17 protein-coding genes and 2 pseudogenes are annotated in these 19,554 nt (G+C 61.2%); 13 read left to right on the forward strand and 6 right to left on the reverse strand.

Annotated elements, in window-relative coordinates:
- The first annotated feature begins 11 nt into the window (after positions 1–11).
- Positions 12–2,252 (forward strand): xanthine dehydrogenase family protein molybdopterin-binding subunit, encoded by a 2,241-nt coding sequence (locus tag ISN39_RS14910; protein WP_194728046.1) that lies wholly within the window; start codon positions 12–14, stop codon positions 2,250–2,252.
- 240 nt (positions 2,253–2,492) lie between these two features.
- On the opposite strand, the pseudogene ISN39_RS14915 reads toward ISN39_RS14910, so the two are convergent.
- Positions 2,493–3,647 (reverse strand): annotated as a pseudogene (locus ISN39_RS14915) (aldo/keto reductase).
- 185 nt (positions 3,648–3,832) lie between these two features.
- Positions 3,833–4,726, reverse strand: coding sequence for a LysR family transcriptional regulator (locus ISN39_RS14920; RefSeq protein WP_194728047.1), 894 nt, complete (start codon positions 4,724–4,726; stop codon positions 3,833–3,835).
- 108 nt (positions 4,727–4,834) lie between these two features.
- Here ISN39_RS14920 and ISN39_RS14925 point away from each other — a divergent pair, with 108 nt between their 5' ends.
- Together ISN39_RS14925 and ISN39_RS14930 are read left to right on the forward strand one after the other, a co-directional pair.
- Positions 4,835–6,007 carry an NADH-dependent flavin oxidoreductase gene (locus tag ISN39_RS14925; RefSeq protein ID WP_194728048.1) on the forward strand — a complete coding sequence of 391 codons (1,173 nt, stop codon included), beginning with the start codon at positions 4,835–4,837 and terminating at the stop codon, positions 6,005–6,007.
- Positions 6,008–6,042: 35 nt separating this feature from the next.
- Complete coding sequence (locus ISN39_RS14930; protein WP_194728049.1) at positions 6,043–6,882, forward strand: SDR family oxidoreductase; 840 nt, start codon at positions 6,043–6,045, stop codon at positions 6,880–6,882.
- Positions 6,883–7,011: 129 nt separating this feature from the next.
- Here the strand turns inward: ISN39_RS14930 and ISN39_RS14935 are convergent, their stop codons facing one another.
- Entirely contained in the window at positions 7,012–7,881 is an 870-nt protein-coding gene (locus ISN39_RS14935) for a LysR substrate-binding domain-containing protein (protein ID WP_194728050.1), read from the reverse strand.
- A 141-nt stretch (positions 7,882–8,022) separates the two neighbouring features.
- Between ISN39_RS14935 and ISN39_RS14940 the strand changes: the two genes are divergently transcribed.
- From ISN39_RS14940 to ISN39_RS14985, 10 genes are all read left to right on the forward strand, one after another.
- A complete protein-coding gene (locus ISN39_RS14940; RefSeq protein WP_194728051.1) occupies positions 8,023–8,784 on the forward strand; it encodes an SDR family NAD(P)-dependent oxidoreductase in 762 nt (253 codons plus the stop codon).
- A gap of 36 nt (positions 8,785–8,820) precedes the next feature.
- Positions 8,821–9,660, forward strand: coding sequence for a transketolase (locus tag ISN39_RS14945; protein ID WP_194728052.1), 840 nt, complete (start codon positions 8,821–8,823; stop codon positions 9,658–9,660).
- Complete coding sequence (locus tag ISN39_RS14950) at positions 9,657–10,694, forward strand: transketolase family protein (RefSeq protein ID WP_194728053.1); 1,038 nt, start codon at positions 9,657–9,659, stop codon at positions 10,692–10,694. Before ISN39_RS14945 ends, ISN39_RS14950 begins: the two co-directional genes overlap by 4 nt.
- Positions 10,695–10,757: 63 nt before the next feature.
- The gene (locus tag ISN39_RS14955) at positions 10,758–11,762 is read left to right on the forward strand and encodes a TRAP transporter substrate-binding protein (RefSeq protein ID WP_194728054.1); all 1,005 of its coding nucleotides are present in this window, start codon (positions 10,758–10,760) and stop codon (positions 11,760–11,762) included.
- A gap of 24 nt (positions 11,763–11,786) precedes the next feature.
- On the forward strand, positions 11,787–12,317 hold the full coding sequence (locus ISN39_RS14960; RefSeq protein WP_194728055.1) for a TRAP transporter small permease subunit: 531 nt from the start codon (positions 11,787–11,789) through the stop codon (positions 12,315–12,317).
- Positions 12,314–13,573 carry a TRAP transporter large permease subunit gene (locus tag ISN39_RS14965; protein ID WP_194728056.1) on the forward strand — a complete coding sequence of 420 codons (1,260 nt, stop codon included), beginning with the start codon at positions 12,314–12,316 and terminating at the stop codon, positions 13,571–13,573. Before ISN39_RS14960 ends, ISN39_RS14965 begins: the two co-directional genes overlap by 4 nt.
- Positions 13,574–13,585: 12 nt before the next feature.
- The gene (locus ISN39_RS14970; RefSeq protein WP_194728057.1) at positions 13,586–15,079 is read left to right on the forward strand and encodes a sugar ABC transporter ATP-binding protein; all 1,494 of its coding nucleotides are present in this window, start codon (positions 13,586–13,588) and stop codon (positions 15,077–15,079) included.
- The gene (locus ISN39_RS14975; protein WP_194728058.1) at positions 15,076–16,089 is read left to right on the forward strand and encodes an ABC transporter permease; all 1,014 of its coding nucleotides are present in this window, start codon (positions 15,076–15,078) and stop codon (positions 16,087–16,089) included. The genes ISN39_RS14970 and ISN39_RS14975 overlap by 4 nt, the downstream gene beginning before the upstream one ends.
- A gap of 42 nt (positions 16,090–16,131) precedes the next feature.
- A complete protein-coding gene (locus ISN39_RS14980) occupies positions 16,132–17,106 on the forward strand; it encodes a substrate-binding domain-containing protein (RefSeq protein ID WP_194728059.1) in 975 nt (324 codons plus the stop codon).
- Positions 17,107–17,162: 56 nt separating this feature from the next.
- A complete protein-coding gene (locus ISN39_RS14985; protein ID WP_194728060.1) occupies positions 17,163–18,056 on the forward strand; it encodes an amidohydrolase in 894 nt (297 codons plus the stop codon).
- Between the two features lie 255 nt (positions 18,057–18,311).
- On the opposite strand, the gene ISN39_RS14990 is transcribed toward ISN39_RS14985, so the two are convergent.
- The 3 genes and pseudogenes from ISN39_RS14990 to ISN39_RS15000 all read right to left on the reverse strand — a co-directional run.
- On the reverse strand, positions 18,312–18,767 hold the full coding sequence (locus tag ISN39_RS14990; protein WP_194727991.1) for a PIN domain-containing protein: 456 nt from the start codon (positions 18,765–18,767) through the stop codon (positions 18,312–18,314).
- On the reverse strand, positions 18,764–19,009 hold the full coding sequence (locus ISN39_RS14995) for a type II toxin-antitoxin system prevent-host-death family antitoxin (protein ID WP_194727990.1): 246 nt from the start codon (positions 19,007–19,009) through the stop codon (positions 18,764–18,766). The genes ISN39_RS14990 and ISN39_RS14995 overlap by 4 nt, the downstream gene beginning before the upstream one ends.
- Positions 19,010–19,162: 153 nt before the next feature.
- Positions 19,163–19,367: pseudogene (locus ISN39_RS15000) on the reverse strand (aldolase/citrate lyase family protein); the annotation flags it as partial.
- Between the last annotated feature and the right edge of the window lie 187 nt (positions 19,368–19,554).

The raw sequence follows: 19,554 nt of genomic DNA on the forward strand, positions 1-19,554 counted from the left end.
GGAGACGCCATATGTTGCCAAACACAGACTATAGCGAATTGCCTCGTGCACTGCAGCACATGCTGGAACGAGGCCGTTCAACAGTGGTCCAAGCGATGCCACGCCGAAGCTTTCTGAAGCTGACGGGGTCTCTCGGCTTGGCTGTCGGCGTTTTCCCTCACTTGGCCGCCGCGCAGGCCACCGGCACGACTGAGGCAGGTCTGAAGCCGACCGAGCAGCCCTCTGCATTTGTTCAGATTGCGCCCAATGGCGAGGTTACGGTCACAATCAACCGGCTGGAATTCGGTCAGGGCGTCCAAACGGCGTTGCCCATGATCCTTGCCGAAGAACTCGATGCGGACTGGAGCCTGGTCCGCAGCCAGCTCGGCACCAATGACACGGCCTATGTCGATCCGGCCTTCGGCATGCACCTCACCGGCGGTTCGAACACGATTAAGAACAGCTTTACGCAGTATCGCGAACTGGGTGCGCGCGTTCGTGCCATGCTGCTTGCCGCCGCGGCGGACCGCTGGAACGTGGATGTTGCCACGCTGCGAACCGAGGCCGGTGCGGTTCTCGCCTCCGACGGACGCAAGCTCGGTTATGGAGAGCTTGCGGAGGCGGCCATGGCCTTGCCGGTGCCGCAGAAGATTGCGTTGAAGGATCCGAAGGATTTCCGCATTATCGGCAAGCCCACACAGCGATTGGACGCAAAAGCCAAGAGCAGCGGCCAACAGAGTTTTGGCATCGACTTCAAATTATCGGGACAATTGACGGCCGTGGTGGCTCGCCCTCCGGTCTTCGGCGCCAAAATTGCCTCCCTTGACGACAGTGCAGCGCGCGCCATCAAAGGCGTGAAGGCCGTCCTGCGCGTGCCGCTGGATCGTGGCGCAGAGGGCGTGGCGGTAGTGGCCGATGGATATTGGCAGGCGTCACAGGGCCGGGATGCCCTCAAGCTTGAGTGGGACACATCGAAGGTCGAAAAGGTCGACAGCGAACAGTTACTTGCACAATACCGCGAGATGGCCGCTCGCCCCGGCCCGCACCAGTTCGATGCCGACATGGCGCCATTGGAAACCGCACCGCTCAGTCTGGAAGCTGAATTCGTGTTCCCGTATCTCGCCCACGCGGCGATGGAACCGCTGAACTGCACGGTTCAGCTTTCCGACGATCGCGCCGAGATCTGGATGGGGAGTCAAAGTGCCGGGCTCGATGCCGGCGCTGCCGCAACCGTGCTCGGCCTCAAGCCGGAACAGGTCGTGGTTAACGTGCAGACGTCGGGCGGCGGGTTCGGCCGGCGCTTTTCGAGCAGCAGCGACACCATCGTCGAGGCCTGCCAGATAGCAAAGGCTGCCAAGGCGGCGGGGCTCGACGCGCCGGTTCGAACGCTTTGGAGTCGCGGGGACGATATGAAGGGCGGTTACTACCGTCCGCTGCACCTGCACCGTGCCCGCATCGGCTTTGACAAAGAAGGCAACGTGCTGGCATGGGATCACAGCATCGTCGGCCAGTCGATATTGACGGGAACCGTGTTCGAGCAATTCATGGTGAAGAACGGCATCGATGCCGCCACGACCGAAGGGATGCGGAACCCCTACCCGCTTCCCATGCGGCTGACAGTGCATCATCCTGTTGTCAACGTGCCGGTTTTGTGGTGGCGCAGCGTTGGCTCCACCCACACGGCTTTCGTGATGGAAACCTTGCTTGACGATATAGCGCGTGCAACCGACCAGGACCCGGTCGCCTATCGTATGAAGATGTTCGGCAACGACCATCCTCGTCATCGCGATGCACTGCAACTCGCCGTAGACAAGAGTGGTTACGGCTCCAAGACCTTGGCCGAAGGTAGGGCCTGGGGCGTAGCCGTGCATGAATCCTTTGCGTCGGTGGTCGCCTACGTGGTGGAAGCCTCCGCTGTCGATGGGCAGCCGAAGCTGCATCGGGTCACGGCCGGGGTTCACTGCAATCTGGCCGTCAACCCTCGAACCGTTGAAGCACAGGTCCAGGGCGCGGCGATCATGGGCTTGTCGACATGCCTTGAGGGCTCGGAAATCACGTTTAAGGACGGTGTTGTGGAGCAAAGCAATTTCAGCGAATTCACGGTGGCAAGGATTACTGATGTGCCGGAGTTCGATGTCCACATCGTTCCAAGCGCGGATGCTCCGACAGGCATGGGCGAGCCCGGCTTGCCACCCCTGGCGCCTGCATTTGCCAATGCCATCTCGCGTCTGACAGGCAAGCCGGTGCGACAGTTGCCTTTCAACCTCGCTTAGACGCAGATTTGACGGGCTTAATCCGGTCCTGTGCGCCGCTGAATGTAGCGTGCCGCACCGGGCCGAGATGCGCTTCAATTGGGTGGCGTCTCTAGCATCGAGGACTGAAGCGATTCTGGAATCAGCGATCAGGAGCCGCTGATCTCGCGGATTTCCGAAGATCAGGAAAGGCAGGACCTCATATCTATCGGGAACCGCCCAATTCGGATGAGGCCCCACAACTCATCGCCACTACCAACCTCAGGCGCAGGTATCGACGAGTTCCATCTGCATCTCGTTCATTTCGCCCGCCGTGAATCGTGATCTTCGCAAAGGCAGTCTCGATCTCCCGTAAACCAGAGCGCGAAAGATCGACACGTAGAGCGCCCAAATTCTCCTTCAGGTGACCGACGTTGCGGGTGCCTGGAATGGGAACGATGAACGGCTTCTGCGCTAGCAACCAAGCGAGCGCAATCTGCGATGGCATTGCATCCTTTTTTACGGCGAACTCCTTCAGAAGCACGACGACAGGCATGTTGGCAGCCATGTTTTCAGGGGTGAACCGCTCGAAGGTAGCGCGAATGTCCGTCTTCTGATCGAGCTGCGTGCCACCATCCATCTTTCCTGTCAGATAGCCCATGCTGATCGGCCCCCACGGGACAAAGCCGATGCCCAGCTCTTCGCATGCGGCGAGAACGCCGGTTTTCTCCGGGTCTCGTTCCATCAGTGAGTATTCGGTCTGGACCGCCGAGACCACCTGGACGGTGCGCGCCTTCCGGATCGGGGCCACGCTTGGTTCGGAAAGCCCGAAATGCAGCACTTTGCCTTGCTGAATGAGTTCCTTGACGGTGCCCGCAACGTCTTCGATCGGCACATTCGGATCGACGCGATGCTGATAGAGGAGATCGATACGATCGGTTTTGAGATGCTTCAACGAGGCTCCACAACCCGCCTGATGCGTTCAGGGCGGCTGTCCAAACCGATGGTGCCGTCGATCGCAAAACCGAACTTCGTTGCGATTTTGACTTCATTGCGGATTGGCGCAAGAGCCTCGCCGACCAGTTCCTCGCTGGTATAGGGACCGTAGACCTCAGCGGTGTCGAAGAGCGTCACGCCGTTTTCGTAAGCGGTGCGAAGGGTTTTGATCCCTTCGGAGATATCGGCCGAAGGACTATAATTGGCGCTGATGCTCATCGCACCCGCACCGAGTTCAGAAACCTCAAGCGTTCCGAGTTTGCGCGTTTCCATGTTCGATCCTATCTTCTGATTGGTTGCTTTTGCCTGCCTCGAAGAGGCGGCCAAGATCATCGGAGCGGACGGCAAGGCAGCGCTTGCAATGGCGGTCGCCTTCAGAAAGTCTCGCCGGCCGATACCGGGTTGGCTGGGAGTTCGTTGCTTGTTGTTGTTGTCGTTCATGGTCAATCTCCTGAAGGTTGGCCTCGGCCGCAGGGGCCGCGGCCCGTAAGACGGCGAGGTCTTGAACGGTGAAAGCGCCTTGGCTCTCGATGACCCGGACGGAGATAGTGACCGAACCCCATCGGATTAGGCTGCATTCACTGCATGACTTTAGAAGTGGGATTTCTGAATGGCTGGGCGGAGCGCTAGCCTTTGAAGCGGAGCGCCTCGACGAGCAGCGCGAACGCAGCCGTATGCTGACGTCGGCTCGGGTAATAGAGATGATAGCCGGAGAACGGCTGGCACCAGTCGTCAAGAACGCGGATCAGCCGGCCGTCTTCGATGTACTGCGAGACCTGGCTTTCAAATGTGTAGGCAAGCGCCAACCCGTCCAAAGCAGCGGCCTCCAGCATTTCGCCGTCGTTAATGATCAAAGGGCCGTTCATCCTGACTTGAAGCTCTTCCCCGTCGCGCTCGAACTCCCAGGCATACAGCCCTCCCCCGGTGGTCTGCCGATAGCTTACCCCCCGATGCTCGCCGAGATCACGGGGTGTCTGCGGGATTTTGCGGTTCGCGAAGTAGGATGGCGATCCGACGACGGCCATGCGGAGATCGGGGCTAATCCTGACGGCCACCATGTCTTTCTGGACCTGTTCGCCGACGCGGATACCGGCGTCGAACCGGCTGGCCACGATATCGGTCAGGCCCTCATCAACACTAATCTCCACGTCGATATCGGGATACTCCGCCAAGAACTTCGTGATGACAGGCCAGAGCACGGTTCGGGCGGCATGCCGGAATGTCGTGATGCGGATAGTGCCGGCCGGTTTGTCGCGAAGTGCGGTGACGGCGGCGATCTCGCTTTCGATGTGTGCAAAGGCCGGGCGAAGGCTTCGCAGCATGCGCTCGCCGGCATCGGTCAGTGACAGGCTTCGTGTGGTGCGGGAGATCAGCCGCACCCCCAGCTTCTGCTCCAGCATCCTGACCGAGTAGCTGACAGCGGACTGTGAAAGGCCGAGTTTGGCGGAGGCGCGCGTGAAACTACCGGCCTCGGCGACTGCGATGAAGGCTGCAAGTTCGCTGAAGTCACCGTGTCTCATTTATCAACCCCATTTCTAACTTCATGCAGATTATAGCGGCTAATCATCGTTTGTCTTCATCGCTATCTGTCACTCACAAACCCCTGAAACGGCTAGCAAGAGACACAATTGCTCATGGAAGCCACCCGCAAAATCTTTGAACCGTTCGTCTTCGCCAATGTGCTCACGCTTCGAAACCGGGTCGTCATGGCCCCAATGACGACGTGGTCAGCGAATGACGATGGAACTGTCTCGGATGAGGAAGTTTCATATTATCGACGCAGGGTAAACGGCGTCGGCCTCGCTCTGACGGGCTGCACGCATGTCTTGCCCAATGGCATCGGCTTCACGGGCGAATTCGCTTCTTATGACGACAGCTTCACGCCAAGTCTGCGGCGCCTGGCGGAAGCCGCCAAGAGCGGCGGCGCGCCAGCGATTCTTCAGATATTCCACGCTGGGAACAAGGCTGTGCCGGAGCTTATCCCGGACAGGGACGTGGTCAGCGCCAGTGCGCTCGAAGTTCCTCCTGGCCCGTTCAATCCAGGCGGGGTCACTACACGAGCTCTGAGCCATGACGAAATCCTCGATGTGATTTCCGCATTCGGCGAAGCAACGCGCCGCGCCATCGAAGCGGGCTTCGATGGCATCGAACTCCATGGTGCCCATGGCTTCCTGATCCAGAACTTCTTCTCGCCGCTCTACAACCAGCGCAACGACGAATGGGGAGGCACGCTGGAAAACCGGATGCGGCTGCCGCTCGCCGTAGTCCGCGAAGTGAAACGGGTGATAACCACATGCGCGACGCGCCCGTTCCTTTTGGGATACCGGGTTTCGCCCGAGGAACCGGAACAAGGCGGCCTTCGCATAAACGATACCTACGCGCTTATCGAGCAGCTCATCGATGGCGGGGTGGACTACCTCCATGCATCGCTGTCGAATGCACTCGAAGCCAAGCCGGTCGAAGCTAGCGGTGATCGGACCATCGCCGAGCTGATCGCCGCCAGAGTTGCGGGGCGCGTTCCAGTCCTTGCCGCTGGTCAGGTCAGAACGCCTCAACAGGCGGAGCGTGCCCTCGATCTCGGCCTTTCACTTGTGGCTGTCGGCCAATGGCTGGTGATCAACCCGGATTGGGTCGAACTTTCACAGAGCGGCAAGGACAATCTGATCGAGACAGAGATCAGGACCACGACGATCCCGGAAATCGCGCTTCCCGCCAAGCTCTGGGGCGTCATCGAGGCAGCCGCCGGCTGGTTCAAGATCAACGATGATCATGAGGCGCGGCGGCGGAAGGCCACCGCATAGAGCGTCGTACACAACTCACAATCAAGGAGAATGCGATGAGCAAGATTTGGATGATCACAGGCGCCGGGCGCGGCATGGGGCTCGATTTCGCCAAGGCAGTCCTGGCTGCCGGCGACAAACTCGTCGCGACCGGCCGAAATCCGCAGCGCGTTGCCGAGGCCATCGGTCAATCGGAAAACCTGCTGGTCGTCACGCTTGACGTGACAAAGCCTGCCGATGCGGACTCTGCTGTCAAAGCGGCCCTTGAACGCTTTGGTCGCATCGACGTGCTGGTCAACAATGCCGCGAACTTCTACGCAGGCTATTTTGAGGAATTGACGCCGGCCCAGATGGATCTACAGCTGGCCAGCAATCTCATCGGCCCCATGAACGTCACACGGGCCGTACTGCCGGTGATGCGCAAGCAGGGATCCGGCAAGATCATTTCGATCTCGTCGACGGCCGGCTTGCTTGGCTTTGAATTCTGCAGCGCCTATTCTGCCTCGAAGTTCGCCCTCGATGGCTGGATGGAATCGCTGCAGCCGGAAGTGGCGCCGTTTGGTATTGAAACGATGGTCGTCAATCCGGGCTTCTTCCGCACCGAGCTGCTGACCGACGAATCCACCCAATACGCCCCGCAGTCTATGAGCGCCTACGATGAACGGCGGGCTCAGCACCTCGCCTTCTGGAAGTCCGCCAATGGCCAGCAAAGCGGCGACCCCGCGAAGCTTGCCCAAGCGCTGATCACGCTTGTCAATCAACCGGAGCTGCCCCGCCGGTTCATTGCCGGAGCTGATGCTATAGGTATGGTGGAGCAGAAAATCGCGCTGCTTCAGCAGCAGATCGATGCCTACCGGGAACTTTCAAGTTCGCTTGCCTTCGACCTGAAGGCTTAGGTTTTCCTTCGCGGGGCGTCAGGAACGCCCCGCACGCCGCGATATTTTCAGATGGTGCAACAGGCTTCCATGCGCGCTATTTGGCGTTGCGTTCGCCTAGTGGTCGCCACTATGCTCATCCTCGCGATGTCAGGGACGCGTCAGCCAGTCGGCAAAAATGCGGGCGAGTCGCCGCTGGCTGCCGGATTTGGGATAGGCGAGATAATGACCGATATAGCGGTTATCGCGACAGATCCGCTGGAGAGGGCGGACCAGCTTACCGCTTTCCAGTTCGCGCCTGGCCAGCACGTCGGATTCGAGCGCGATGCCGAGCCCGTTAACGGCAGCATCGACCGCTAGGAAGCTGCGATCAAAGCTCATCGACGGAGAAGGTGGCGGTCCGAGGTCGTTGGCTTCGAACCAGTCGATCCACTGTATGCGCTTGAGATCGCTTCTGATCAGCGGCTGGTGGATCAGGTCGCGCGGGGATTTGATCTGTCGCGCGAGTTCGGGCGCGCAAAGCGGCGAGACGATCTCTTCGGAAAGCGGGATGACGATCAGGTCTTCGCGATTCAACGGTTCGCCGTAGACGACGTCGGCATCGAAGAGCCCATCGACGAAGCGGGCATAGTTCGTGCTGGCGGCCACCCGGACCTCTATCCCAGGATTCTCCTTGAGAAACTGCGGCAGGCGCGGTGACAGCACCTGCGCCGCAAAACTGGGAGCGCAGTGGAGGCGCAGCAATTGCGCCTTGTTGGATGAAATCTGCTCAACACCGCGCCGCAATTCCTCAAACGCGTTCGAAGCATGGTTCAACAGTGTCTGCCCGGCGAGAGTCAGCGAAACTCTGCGCGTCGTGCGCTCGAAGAGAGCCACGCCAAGATCGCGTTCCAACCGCACAATCGCATGGCTGACCGCGCTCGGCGAGAGGTTAAGTTCTTCGGCTGCCGCCCGGAACGAACCGAGCCGGGCGGCGGCCTCGAAAATGCGCATGGCGGACAGTGAGGTCATCTGCAGCATGGGATTAGTGAAACAGATTCACCCATAGATGTAAACTTCACGTTTGTCGCGGCGATCCTCTTCCGTCAGAAATCTCGTCATGGATGGTGATCCATTCGGCGGTATTGCCAGATGCCGGGGAGGCATCGGGAGGAGAACGAGATGCTGTTAAAGGGAAAGACCGCGGTCATTTCGGGCGCGGCGAGCAAACGTGGTATTGGCCGGGCTACGGCGGAGCTTTTTGCATCACATGGCGCACGCGTCGCCATTCTCGACATCAACGCCGAGGAGGCGAAGGCAGCCGCGGGCGACCTAACGCCCGTCGACCAGGGTGATCATATTGGCCTGCGCTGCGACGTTGCCGATCGTGCCTCCTGCGCATCCGCAGCCGGCGAGGTTCTCGCGGCCTTTGGCGTGGCGAATATCCTCATCAACAATGCCGGCATCACCCAGCCGGTAAAGACGCTCGAAATCTCCGACGCGGACTGGCAGCGCATTGTCGCCGTAAACATGACAGGCGTCCTCAATCTCAGCCAGGTCTTCATCCCCAATATGCGCGATAACGGCGGGGGGGCGATTGCCTGCATGTCGTCAGTTTCGGCGCAGCGCGGCGGGGGCATTTTTGGCGGCCCGCACTATTCCGCCGCCAAGGCCGGCGTCCTCGGCCTCGCCAAGGCCATGGCGCGGGAGTTCGGTCCAAACGGCATTCGCGTCAATTGCGTGACGCCCGGTCTCATCCAGACCGATATCACCGGCGACAAGCTTTCGGCCGAAATGCGCGCCGATATCATAAAGGGCATCCCGCTCAGCCGGTTGGGCGACGCGGGCGACGTGGCCAACATCTATCTCTTCCTCGCATCCGATCTCTCCGCCTACGTCACCGGCGCGGTCATCGACGTCAATGGCGGCATGCTGATCCACTGATCCGCGCGCGAAGAGTCTGACAAGGATAGGAAGAGAATGGTCCAGATCGGTCACAATATCAGTCTTCCCGAACGGGCCCGGCGCATTCGTCGGCACGCCCTGCGCATGGGCGAGGTTCAGGGCCAGGGCTATATCGCCCAGGCGCTTGGCATTGCTGACGTTCTGGCGGTCGCCTACTTCCATGCGACGACCTACAGGCCGGAAGACCCGGAATGGGAAGGGCGCGACCGCTTCCTGCTGTCGATCGGCCATTACGCCATCGCGCTTTATGCGGCACTGATCGAGGCGAAGATCGTACCGGAGGATGAACTCGAGACCTACGGCACGGATGACAGCCGCCTGCCCATGTCAGGCATGGCCGCCTATACGCCGGGCATGGAAATCACCGGCGGATCGCTTGGCCACGGCCTCGGCATTGCCGTCGGCATGTCGCTCGCGCTCAAGCGCAAGGGCTCACGTTCCTTCGTCTACAACCTGTTTTCCGATGGCGAGCTCGACGAGGGATCGACTTGGGAAGCGGCGATGTCTGCCGGATCCTACAAGCTCGACAACCTGATCGGCATCGTCGACGTCAACCAGATGCAGGCCGACGGTCCGTCGCTCGGCGTCCTCAACTTCGAGCCGCTTGGGCCGAAGTTCGAGGCCTTCGGCTGGTTCGTCCAGCGCGTCGATGGCAACGACATTGATGCGCTCGTCGAAGCCTTCGACAAGGCGCGCCATCATTCTGAGGCGCAGCCCAGAATCATCATCTGCGATACGAAAATGGCCAAGGGCGTGCCTTTCCTTGAAGCGCGTGAGCGCAACCACTTCCTGCGCGTGGAACCGCATGAATGGGCAGAGGCGATCCGGATCATCGACGCGGGAGCAACGGCATGAGACGCTCGAAATACGAACGCCCGACGCATCTGATCGGCAACGCCGACAGGCCACGGCTGACGACGTCGGCGATGATCGCCTCCATTGCCGGAGCCAACCAGCCCACCCGGCCCGCACCCTTCGGCCACGCGCTCTCGGCGCTGGCGGAAAAGGATGACCGCATCGTCGGCCTTTCGGCGGATCTCGCAAAATATACCGACCTGCATGTCTTCCGCGCAGCCCATCCCGACCGCTTCTATCAGATGGGCATGGCCGAGCAGTTGCTGATGATGTCGGCTGCCGGCATGGCGCGCGAAGGCCTGCAGCCCTGGGTCACGACATACGCCGTCTTCGCCTCGCGCCGGGCCTATGACTTCGTCTGCCTGGCGATTGCCGAGGAGATGCTGGACGTCAAGATCGTCTGCGCGCTGCCCGGGCTCACCACCGGCTACGGCCCCAGCCACCAGGCGACCGAAGACATCGCGATGTTCCGCGGCATGCCGAACCTCACCATCGTCGATCCCTGCGACGCGAGCGAGATCGAGCAGGCGGTGCCCGCCATCGCCGCCCATCGGGGTCCGGTCTACATGCGGCTTCTCCGCGGCAACGTGCCGCTCGTGCTCGAGGAGTACGGTTATCGGTTCGAGCTGAGCAAGGCGAAGCTGCTGCGCGACGGCAGGGATACGCTGATCATTTCGTCGGGCCTGATGACGATGCGCGCGCTCGAAGCGGCCGAAGAACTCCGCAAGGACGGTGTCGATGCCGGCGTGCTGCACGTTCCCACGATCAAGCCGCTCGACGAAGCCACGATCCTTGCCGAATGCGCCAAGCAGGGGCGGCTCGTCGTCGTCGCTGAGAACCACACTGTCATCGGCGGTCTCGGAGAGGCGGTCGCCGCCACCTTGATGCGCTCGAACGTACGCCCCGCCGCATTCCGGCAGATCGGGCTACCGGACGCCTTCCTCGAAGCGGGCGCCCTGCCGACCTTGCACGACATGTACGGCATATCGACCGCGAAGGTCGCGGCTCGAATCAGGGGGTGGCTAGACAGCTAAGTCACAGGGTCGCCGCGTTGAGGAGCGCGGCGGGCCGCAACAGTTCCAAGTGGAGGAGAAAAGATGAAATTCGAGATCAACAGACGCCAGTTCCTGGCAGCGTCGTCGGCCGTGCTGGCTGCCCCGGCGATCGTCACCATGGTCCGGCCCGCGCGCGCCGGCACGACGCTGACCCTTGGTCACGGCGCCGCACCAGGAAATCCGAGAACAGTCGCCGCGGCGAAGTTCGCGGAATTGGTAGCCGAGAAGACGGCCGGCCGCATCAAGGTCAACGTCGCCGGCGCGGAAACGCTCGGCAGCGATTCGGCGATGCTGACAAGCCTGCGCACGGGCGCTCTCGATTTCACCGCCAACAGCCAGGGAGCCACATCTGCGCTCGTTCCTGAACTTGCAGCACTCGGCCTCCCCTTCCTGTTCGAGAACACAGCGAAGGCGATGACGGTTCTCAACGGCCCGGTTGGCGGCGAGCTCGTCAAGCGCTTCGAAGCCGTCGGCGTGGTGCCGCTTGACTGGTGGGACAATGGCATCCGCCACCTCACCAACTCCAAGCGCAAGGTCGCCGCACCCGCCGACGTGAGCGGCATGAAAATCCGCACGCCGGCCGACCCGATGACGATGGACATTTTCAAGGCCCTGGGTGCCGCGACAGAGCAGATCGCCTTCGGCGAGCTCTATGTCGCCCTGCAGCAGGGCGTGGTCGACGGACAGGAGAATCCGCTCGCCAATATAGACAGTTCCAAGCTCTACGAAGTCAACAAACACATCAGCCTGACCGGTCATAAGTGGGAATCGACGCCGTTCCTGATGTCGCAGGTCGCTCAGGCGCGACTGGGCGGTGACCTTGAGGCGGTAAAGGCGGCTGCGAAGGAAGCCGGTGAGCTCCAGCGCAAGCTTTCCGCCGACAAGGACGCCGGGGTGCTCGCAGCGTTCCGGAGCAATGCAGCAATCGAGGTCACCGAAGTGGACCGGCAAGCCTTCGCCAAGGTAACCGCTTCGGTCGCCGAGACCTGGAAGCAGAAGCCTTTCGGAGATTTTGTCGCCCAGATCGAATCCGCCACCAAAGGCTGAGGCCTTTCTCAACGGGAGCACCCCATGAAAAGCCTCTCAAGTCTCATAGAAGCCGCGGCGCGGGCCATCGTCTGGTTTGCGCGGCAGGTCGTCATCTTCAGCGGGATAGCGCTGATGGTCTTCATGACGGCGAACGTCTTTGCCCGCTATGTGCTGACCGGGGGAGGCTTTTCTTTCGCTCAGGAGCTGCCGGTGCTGATCTTTCCATGGTTCATCCTGGGCGGCATCGTGCTCGCCGCCCATTCCGGCGGCCATATGGCCGTCGAATGGATCTACGACAAGCTGCAAGGCGGTGCCTGTTCCACCGCCTTCGTCCTCGCCAATGCCGTCAGTGCCGGAGCTTTTCTGGTGCTCGGTTATCAGGCCTACCGGGTCGGCGAGATCGCTGGGATCGAACACAGCCCGGTCTTCCAGCTGCCCAATAGCATGGGGTATTTCGCTCTCGCCATAGGTTCCGTGCTCGTGGCGATCGTTACGCTCGGCGTTGTCCTGCGCGTGCTGCGCCTCGGTTGGGAGTACCGGACGAACACCGAGAGTGGTGAGGTGGCGCTATGACCATCTTGATGATCATCGTCTTCTGCGTGCTGATGATGATGGCGGTGCCGGTCGGCTACGCCCTTATCATCTCTGCCGGCGTCGCGGTCCTGTTCAACGGCTATCTGCCGCTGTCGATCGTCGCGCAGCAGATCTATGACCAGACCCAATCCTTTCCGATGCTCGCGTTGCCGTTCTTCATGCTGGCCGGCACGCTGATGCTCGGCGGTGAGCTCGGCCGGCAACTGCTGGAGCTGGCATCGCATACGATGCAGCGCTGGCGTGGCGGACCCCTGTCGACCACCGTCGTTTCGTCCGTCGTGTTCGGCGGCGTGTCCGGCTCGGCGGTGGCCAACGCCAGTGCGCTCGGCTCCGTGCTCATCCCGTGGCAGAAAAAGCATGGTTTTCCACCCGCGCTTTGCGCCGCCAACAATGCCACGTCGGCCGTCATCGACGTCCTGATCCCGCCGTCGATTCCGATGATCCTCTTTTCGCTGGTGAGCGGCGTCAGCGTCGCCAACCTCTTCGTCGCCGGCATCCTGCCGGGCATCCTGATGGCCGCGAGTTTCGTCTTCGTCTGCTGGTTCATTTCGGTGAGACGGGGTTATGCCGCACAGGCCGCGCGAACCAGCAGGCGGCAACTGGCGACGCTGGCGCTGAAGAGCCTGCCCGCCGTGCTCCTCCCGGTTCTGATCATCCTCTTCCTGCGGTTCGGCCTGGCCACGCCGACGGAAGTTGCCGTCCTGTCGGTCGTCTATTCGCTCGCCCTCAGCCTGGTCTACTATCGCGACCTGACGTGGAAGCGATTTTGCGACAACGTGGTCGAGGCGGGCATGGCGACCGGCGTTGTGATGCTGGTGATCATGGGCAGCGCAGCCGTCGGCTGGGTGCTGACCTTCGACCAGGCGCCGCAGCAGATGGCCGACTGGGTCGCCGCCAACATTTCGAGCCCGATCGTCATCATCCTGATGATGAACATCCTCATGCTCATTGTCGGCATGCCGCTCGACATGCCGCCGGCCATCCTGCTGCTTGGACCAATCTTCGTACCGCTTGCCGACGCGATCGGGCTGGACCGGGTTCAGCTCGGTCTGATGATGGTAATCAATCTCGGCATCGGACTTTACACGCCGCCGATCGGCACGACGCTCTTCATCTCGTCGTCGATCGCAAAATCATCGCTCGGCGAGACGACGCGGGAACTCTGGCCCTTCTTCACCATGGCAATGGCACTCCTGCTTGCGGTGAGCTTCATACCGGCGCTCACGCTCTATTGAGGACCGCGAACCATGACCGACGACCAGAAATACATCGTCTCAGTTCGATCCCTCACCAAGGCCTATGGCGCGACGTCGGTGCTGAAAGGGGTCGATTTCTCGGTGGCACGGGGGGAAATCCACGCGCTCCTCGGCGGCAACGGCGCGGGCAAGTCGACCCTCATCCGCATCATCACGGGAACGGCCACGAAGGACGGTGGCGAACTCGTCTTCCGCGACGCCTCGGGCAACCTCCTCAGCGAGACGGACTGTCGCCACAAGGTCGCCGCGGTCCATCAGGAACTGGCGCTTCTCCCGAATTTGACCGTCGCGGAGAACATCGCGCTGCCACACTTCCGCAAGGGCTCTCGCTTCTACGATCGGCGTCTGGCGACAAGGCAAGCGCATGACGCCTTGTCGATGATCGACCGGGACTTCGCCGCGGTCGCCCTGAACCGCCTCGTCGGCGATCTCAGCCTGCACGAGGGGCAAATGGTGGAGATCGCGCGAGCGCTGTCTTCGGGCGCCGAACTCATCCTGCTTGACGAGCCCACCGCCAATCTCACCGCAATCGAGACCGAGCGGCTGTTCGGCGTCCTGCGGCGGCTGACGCGGGACAATGGCCTCTCGGTCGTCTTTGTCTCGCACCGCATGAAGGAAATCCGCCAGATCGCCAACGTCTGCTCGATCATCCGGGACGGCAGGACGGTGGTGAGGAGCGTGCCGACGGCCGACCTGACTGACCTCGCGATCGTCGAGCATATGGGCCAGGCCCACGCTATGGCCGCTCCGCGGGTCACCAGGGTCGCGACGCAACAGTCTATGGCAGGAGAACCGCTGACCATCGCCGAAGACGGCTTCTCCGTGGTGCTGCAGCCGGGGACTATCCTCGGCGTTGCCGGTGCCCCGGCGGGCCCCGAGACGCTGATCGCCGCCCTCGTCGGTGCGGCCCACGCCAAGCGCTGGACGGTGACGCGCGCGGGATGGCCAGGCCGTTTCCGCTCCCCGCGTGAGGCTGCGCGCCTCGGCGCGGGTTTCGTGACAGGTGACCGGTCGCATCGCGGCATCCTTCATTCCTTGCCGATCATCGACAACGTGCTCGCATCGCGTCGCGTGACACGGGGTTCGCTCTTCGCCAACAAGCACGAAGGGGTTGAGTGCCTCGACCTGATGCAGGCGCTCAAGATGAAGGCGGGCTCGCTCTGGCACCTGCCGAATACGCTGAGTGGCGGCACTCAGCAGAAGCTGCTTCTCGCGCGCTGGCTGAACGTACCCTCCCGCCTTCTGGTCCTCGAGGAACCCACGCGTGGCGTCGATATCGGCACCAAGCGGGAAATCTACCAACTGATCCGCGACATGGCGGCAACCGGAACCGCGATCGTCTGGTGGTCGACGGAAAATGCGGAACTGCTTGAAGTTTGCGACCGCGTGCTGCCCTTCGACACTGGAGGACGCTCGTCGGGTGTGATCGAACGCGACCAACTCAGCGAGGACAGGCTCGCGATACTGACAGGAATGGCGGCATGACGAAAACCACTATGGACCAAGCCGGGGCAAGTATCGAAATGCGACCGGCAATCCGGACCCGGGAAAGTCTCCTTTCCACTTACCGGACGGAATTGGCGATCGCCGGGGCAATCGTCCTTCTTGTGCTGGCGGTCGGAACCCAGGTGCCGCAGGCGCTGAGCTGGGGCAATTTCGCTAACATCACCCAGGCGGGCGCACCGCTGATCATCATGTCGCTCGGCGTCCTTCTCGTGGTGATCACCGGCGGAATCGACCTTTCCGTCGGATCCGTCTTTTCGCTGACGGGCATGGTCACGGCGCGGGCCATGGCCATGGGCTTCGGCGGCGTGAGCGCCGCCCTCTTCGGGCTCGGCGTCGGCCTTGTCTTCGGCTCGATCAACGGCTTCCTCGTCACGGTGGCGGGTCTTGCGCCTTTTGTGGTGACGCTGATCACCTTCGCTGTCGCCGGCTCGCTTGCCTTCATCGTCACCAATGGACGATCGATGCCAATCGGCGATCCGGATTTCTGGCTCCTGAATAGCGGCAGCATGATACCCGGCATGCCGAACTACATCCTGTTCTGCATCGTGCTGCTCGTCGTCATCGAAATATTTCTCAAGAAGATGGTCGCGGGGCGCTGGTTCTACGCCGTTGGCAGCAGCGCGGCAGCCGCGCGTCTTCTTGGAATTCCCGTCAAGCGGACGCAATTCTTCGCCTATGTCGCCTCATCGCTTCTCGCGTCCTTCTCCGGTTTGCTGACCATCTCCTACATTCTCAACGCGGAATCGACGGCCGGCTCGAGCCTCATGCTCCAGGCGATCGCCGCGGTCGTGATCGGCGGGGCCAGCCTGCTCGGCGGCACGGGAACGGCGGTGGGCGCTGTCTTTGGAGCCCTGATGATCACAGTCATCCAGAACGGCGTCAATCTCATCGGCATCAACAGCTTCTGGCAGGGGTCGGTCACCGGCCTCGCCATCCTGATCGCGGTCCTGATCGATCGCTTCAGCAAATCGCGGCGCGGTGCCGTGTGATCCGTCCCGGGGAAACCTGGACGTCAAGAGGAGGAAGAAGGCATGAAGAAGAGACTCAACGGGTGGCTGGCCATTGCGGCGAGCGTCGCACTGGCGGCATTGTCGAGCGTTGCGCATGCGGAGGAAAAGAAGACGGTCGCCTATCTGGCGCCCTCGCTGGACATTTCCTACTGGCAATGGGTCGGCTTCGGCGTGAAGCAGAAGGCGGAAGACCTGGGCATGGACTATGTCGAATTCACCTCGGAGAATTCGCCGGCCAAGCAGATGGACAATGCGCGTACGGCCGTGACCAAAGGCGTCGATGCGATCGTCATCGGTCCTGTGAGCTCGACCAGCACGCCGCCACTGCTCGCCTACCTGAAATCCCAGAACATCCCGATCGCCTTCGCCGGCATCGGCCCGCAGCCCGGCCAGACGGACTACACGTCCTCCGTCACCGCTAACAACTACGAGACCGGTAAGGCAGAGGGCAGCTTCGTCTGCGCGCTCGCGAAAGAGCGCGGCGGGAACAAGGTCGGCATGCTGTCCCTGCCTCAGGACCGTGAGAACGCCCAGAAATATCTCAAGGGCGCGCAGGAAGCCTTTGCGGCCGACGGCTGCGAACTCGTTCAGATGCTCGAGACGCGCGGTCTGACCGTGAACGAAGCCGTGACGCAGGCCAATGACATGCTGACGGCCCATCCCGACATCAAGGCGATCTATGGCATGTATGACGAGGCCGGCACCGGCGCGGCGAAGGTTCTTGAGACCCGTGGCCTGACCGGAAAGATCGGCATCGCGGTCGCCGACGGCAGCCCGGCGACCATTGCGCTTTTGAAGGCCAACGCCATCCAGGGCATCTTCTTCCAGGAAGCGGTCGGCCAAGGCATTGACGGCACGCAGCAAGTGTTCAATGCACTGACAAACGCAAAGATCGAGAAGGATCTTGCTCTCGTCATGCCGCTCGTGACTGCCGACAAGATCGATACGCCCGAGGCGAAGGCCGTGATCGCACGCGTCTTCCCGCCGAGCAACTGACCAGGAAAAGGCGGGAACGGCCGGGATCGTCGTTCCCGCAACCCCGAGGAGGAACCATGTCCGACATCGCCATTATCGACCCCCATTTCCACCTCTGGGATCTGGAGACAAACTACTATCCTTGGCTTTCCGACGGCGTGAAGCCATCCGCCTTCGGGGACTATACCGCTATCAACAAGACCTATCTGATCGGAGATTTTCTCGCCGACGCGAAAAACCAGAACCTCGTCAAGGCGGTCCACCTCGATGTCGGGTTCGACCCGAAGGACCCGGCCGATGAGACCAAGTGGCTGCAGGGTATCGCCGACGTGCATGGGTTCCCCCACGGCATCGTCGGCTATGCCGACTTGCGCAAGCCGGATGTCGGCGACCTGCTCGACGAGCATATGCAATACGCCAATTTCCGTGGCATCCGCCAGTCGATGAACTATCACACCGACACCGCCAAGACCTACCTGGCCGAGCCCGAGGTGAGCCGAACGCCGGAATGGCGTCGGGGCTTCAAGGAACTGGCGCGCCGGGGCCTTAGCTTCGACCTCCAGCTCTACTACTGGCAGATGGAGGAGTTTCTCGAACTCGCACGAGAATTTCCCGACGTCCAGATCATTCTCAACCATACCGGCATGCAGGTCGATGGCCCCGCGCATTTCGACGGCTGGCGCAAGGCCATGCATACGCTGGCGCAAGCGCCAAACGTCGCCTGCAAGATCTCAGGGCTCGGCATGGGTGACTGGACGTGGACCACTGAGAGCATCCGCCCCTATGTCGAGGAGGCGATTGGCGCCTTCGGCGTTGAGCGGGCGATGTTCGCCTCGAATTTCCCCGTCGACAAGCTGTTCTCGAGCTATGACGCAATATGGAACGCCTTCAACGAGATCGCCGCCGGCTACTCGGCCTCGGAACGCTCGGCACTGTTCCACGACAACGCTGGCCGACTATATCGATTGTAGCAGAGTCGGCTGTACCGATCGCGAGGTGGGCTCTTCCCGTGTCGCAATTGGTTGCGGGGTGCGCCTCACTCGATTTGCACCTGCGGAAGTATGTGTTTGATTTTGTTGAAGAGCCGAGTCATCACGGCGACCTATCGCCAAAACGAGAAACTCGGTAACCTATTGTGCCGCCAAGCTTTTTTCGCGTTATGTTGGTTGCGGGGGCTCGCAACCAACGATTCCTGCGATTGGTCACCCATGGCCCGCGGATCGCTCTTACCTGTCCGAATCGTCCAGCAAGGCATCCAGCAACATATGCCGGACTTCCGCGAATGGATTGACCACCGTTACACCGCCCCAGGTGAAGCCTTCCTGCATGTCTTCCGAAAGAAGCAGTCGGGACCCCGCTTGCGAAGACGCCGATAAGATCACCGCGTCCCAAATACCGAATCTGTGAGACGTCGCCAGATCAACGGCCGTTTGCATGACCTCTCCGGATGTCTCGACGACGGAGAATGCGTCACGCCAGCTGAGCAAGGCTTCACGCGCCTCGTCCCTTGACCTGCCCGCCTTACGCACAAGGACGTTGAAAAGCTCCCCGAGCACCTGAACCGGTATAACGGTGGCATCCGCCGGTAAGCGCCTCAAAAGGGAAAGGGCCATATCCTGCCTGTCCGCTCCATTCACGCCTTCCGCGTAAGCGAGAAGATTGGTATCGAGCGCGACCTTCACCGATCATCCTCATACAGTTCATCTCGTGTCCACGGTTCGGCATTCACAACTGACTGCCGTTCAAGACGGGACAAAAGAGCATTGCGAGCACCAGTCGCCACATTTTCGCGCCTGTCCGCAGGAATGATCCGTGCCACGGGTCGTCCATGACTTGTAACGACATAACTATGCCCTTCCCTGACGCTGCGCAGGATGAGAGAGAATTTGCGATTTGCATCGGCTGCCGAAACAGCTTCCTCCATTGTCGCCTCCATAAAGTAGTTATATTAACTACACTAGTCGCAAAGCAGCGCCTCTGCAAGAGCCTTTTCGATAGCTACCTGCAACGAATAGACCTCTTTGCTTTCCGCCTGGCACCGCCGTCAGAGGTGGAGCGCAGACGCTCGCTAGGCTGCGGCATTTGCGAACACGGCCACGTCGTCGCCGATGGCGACGAAGGTCGCGGCGAATTCGACATAGTGCCGGGCGAGCGCAAGGTCGCCGATCAGGATGCCGGCAGCCTTGCCGTGCGACTGGTTCAGGAGCGGCCTTCTCCACTTTGGCCCGCATTTGCGGCGCGCCCGGATTGCCGAGGTACCCCATGTTGGCGGCAAGATCGGCCGTGCTGGTTATCCGGAGTGGGAGAATTTGCAAGCGCCAGTGTTTGCGGGGTCCCGATTGAACAGAGACTTGTAACTATTAGCCTCTTACGAACCTCAGCTAACATGTCCGGTTTTGGGGCCACCTCCGGACCTTCGCTAATGATGTCTCCAAGGTCCGCTTATCGACCCCCGTTGCCGCCACTGGG

The sequence above is a fragment of the Rhizobium sp. 007 genome (genome assembly GCF_015353075.1).
In the GTDB taxonomy this organism is placed as follows: Bacteria; Pseudomonadota; Alphaproteobacteria; order Rhizobiales; family Rhizobiaceae; genus Rhizobium.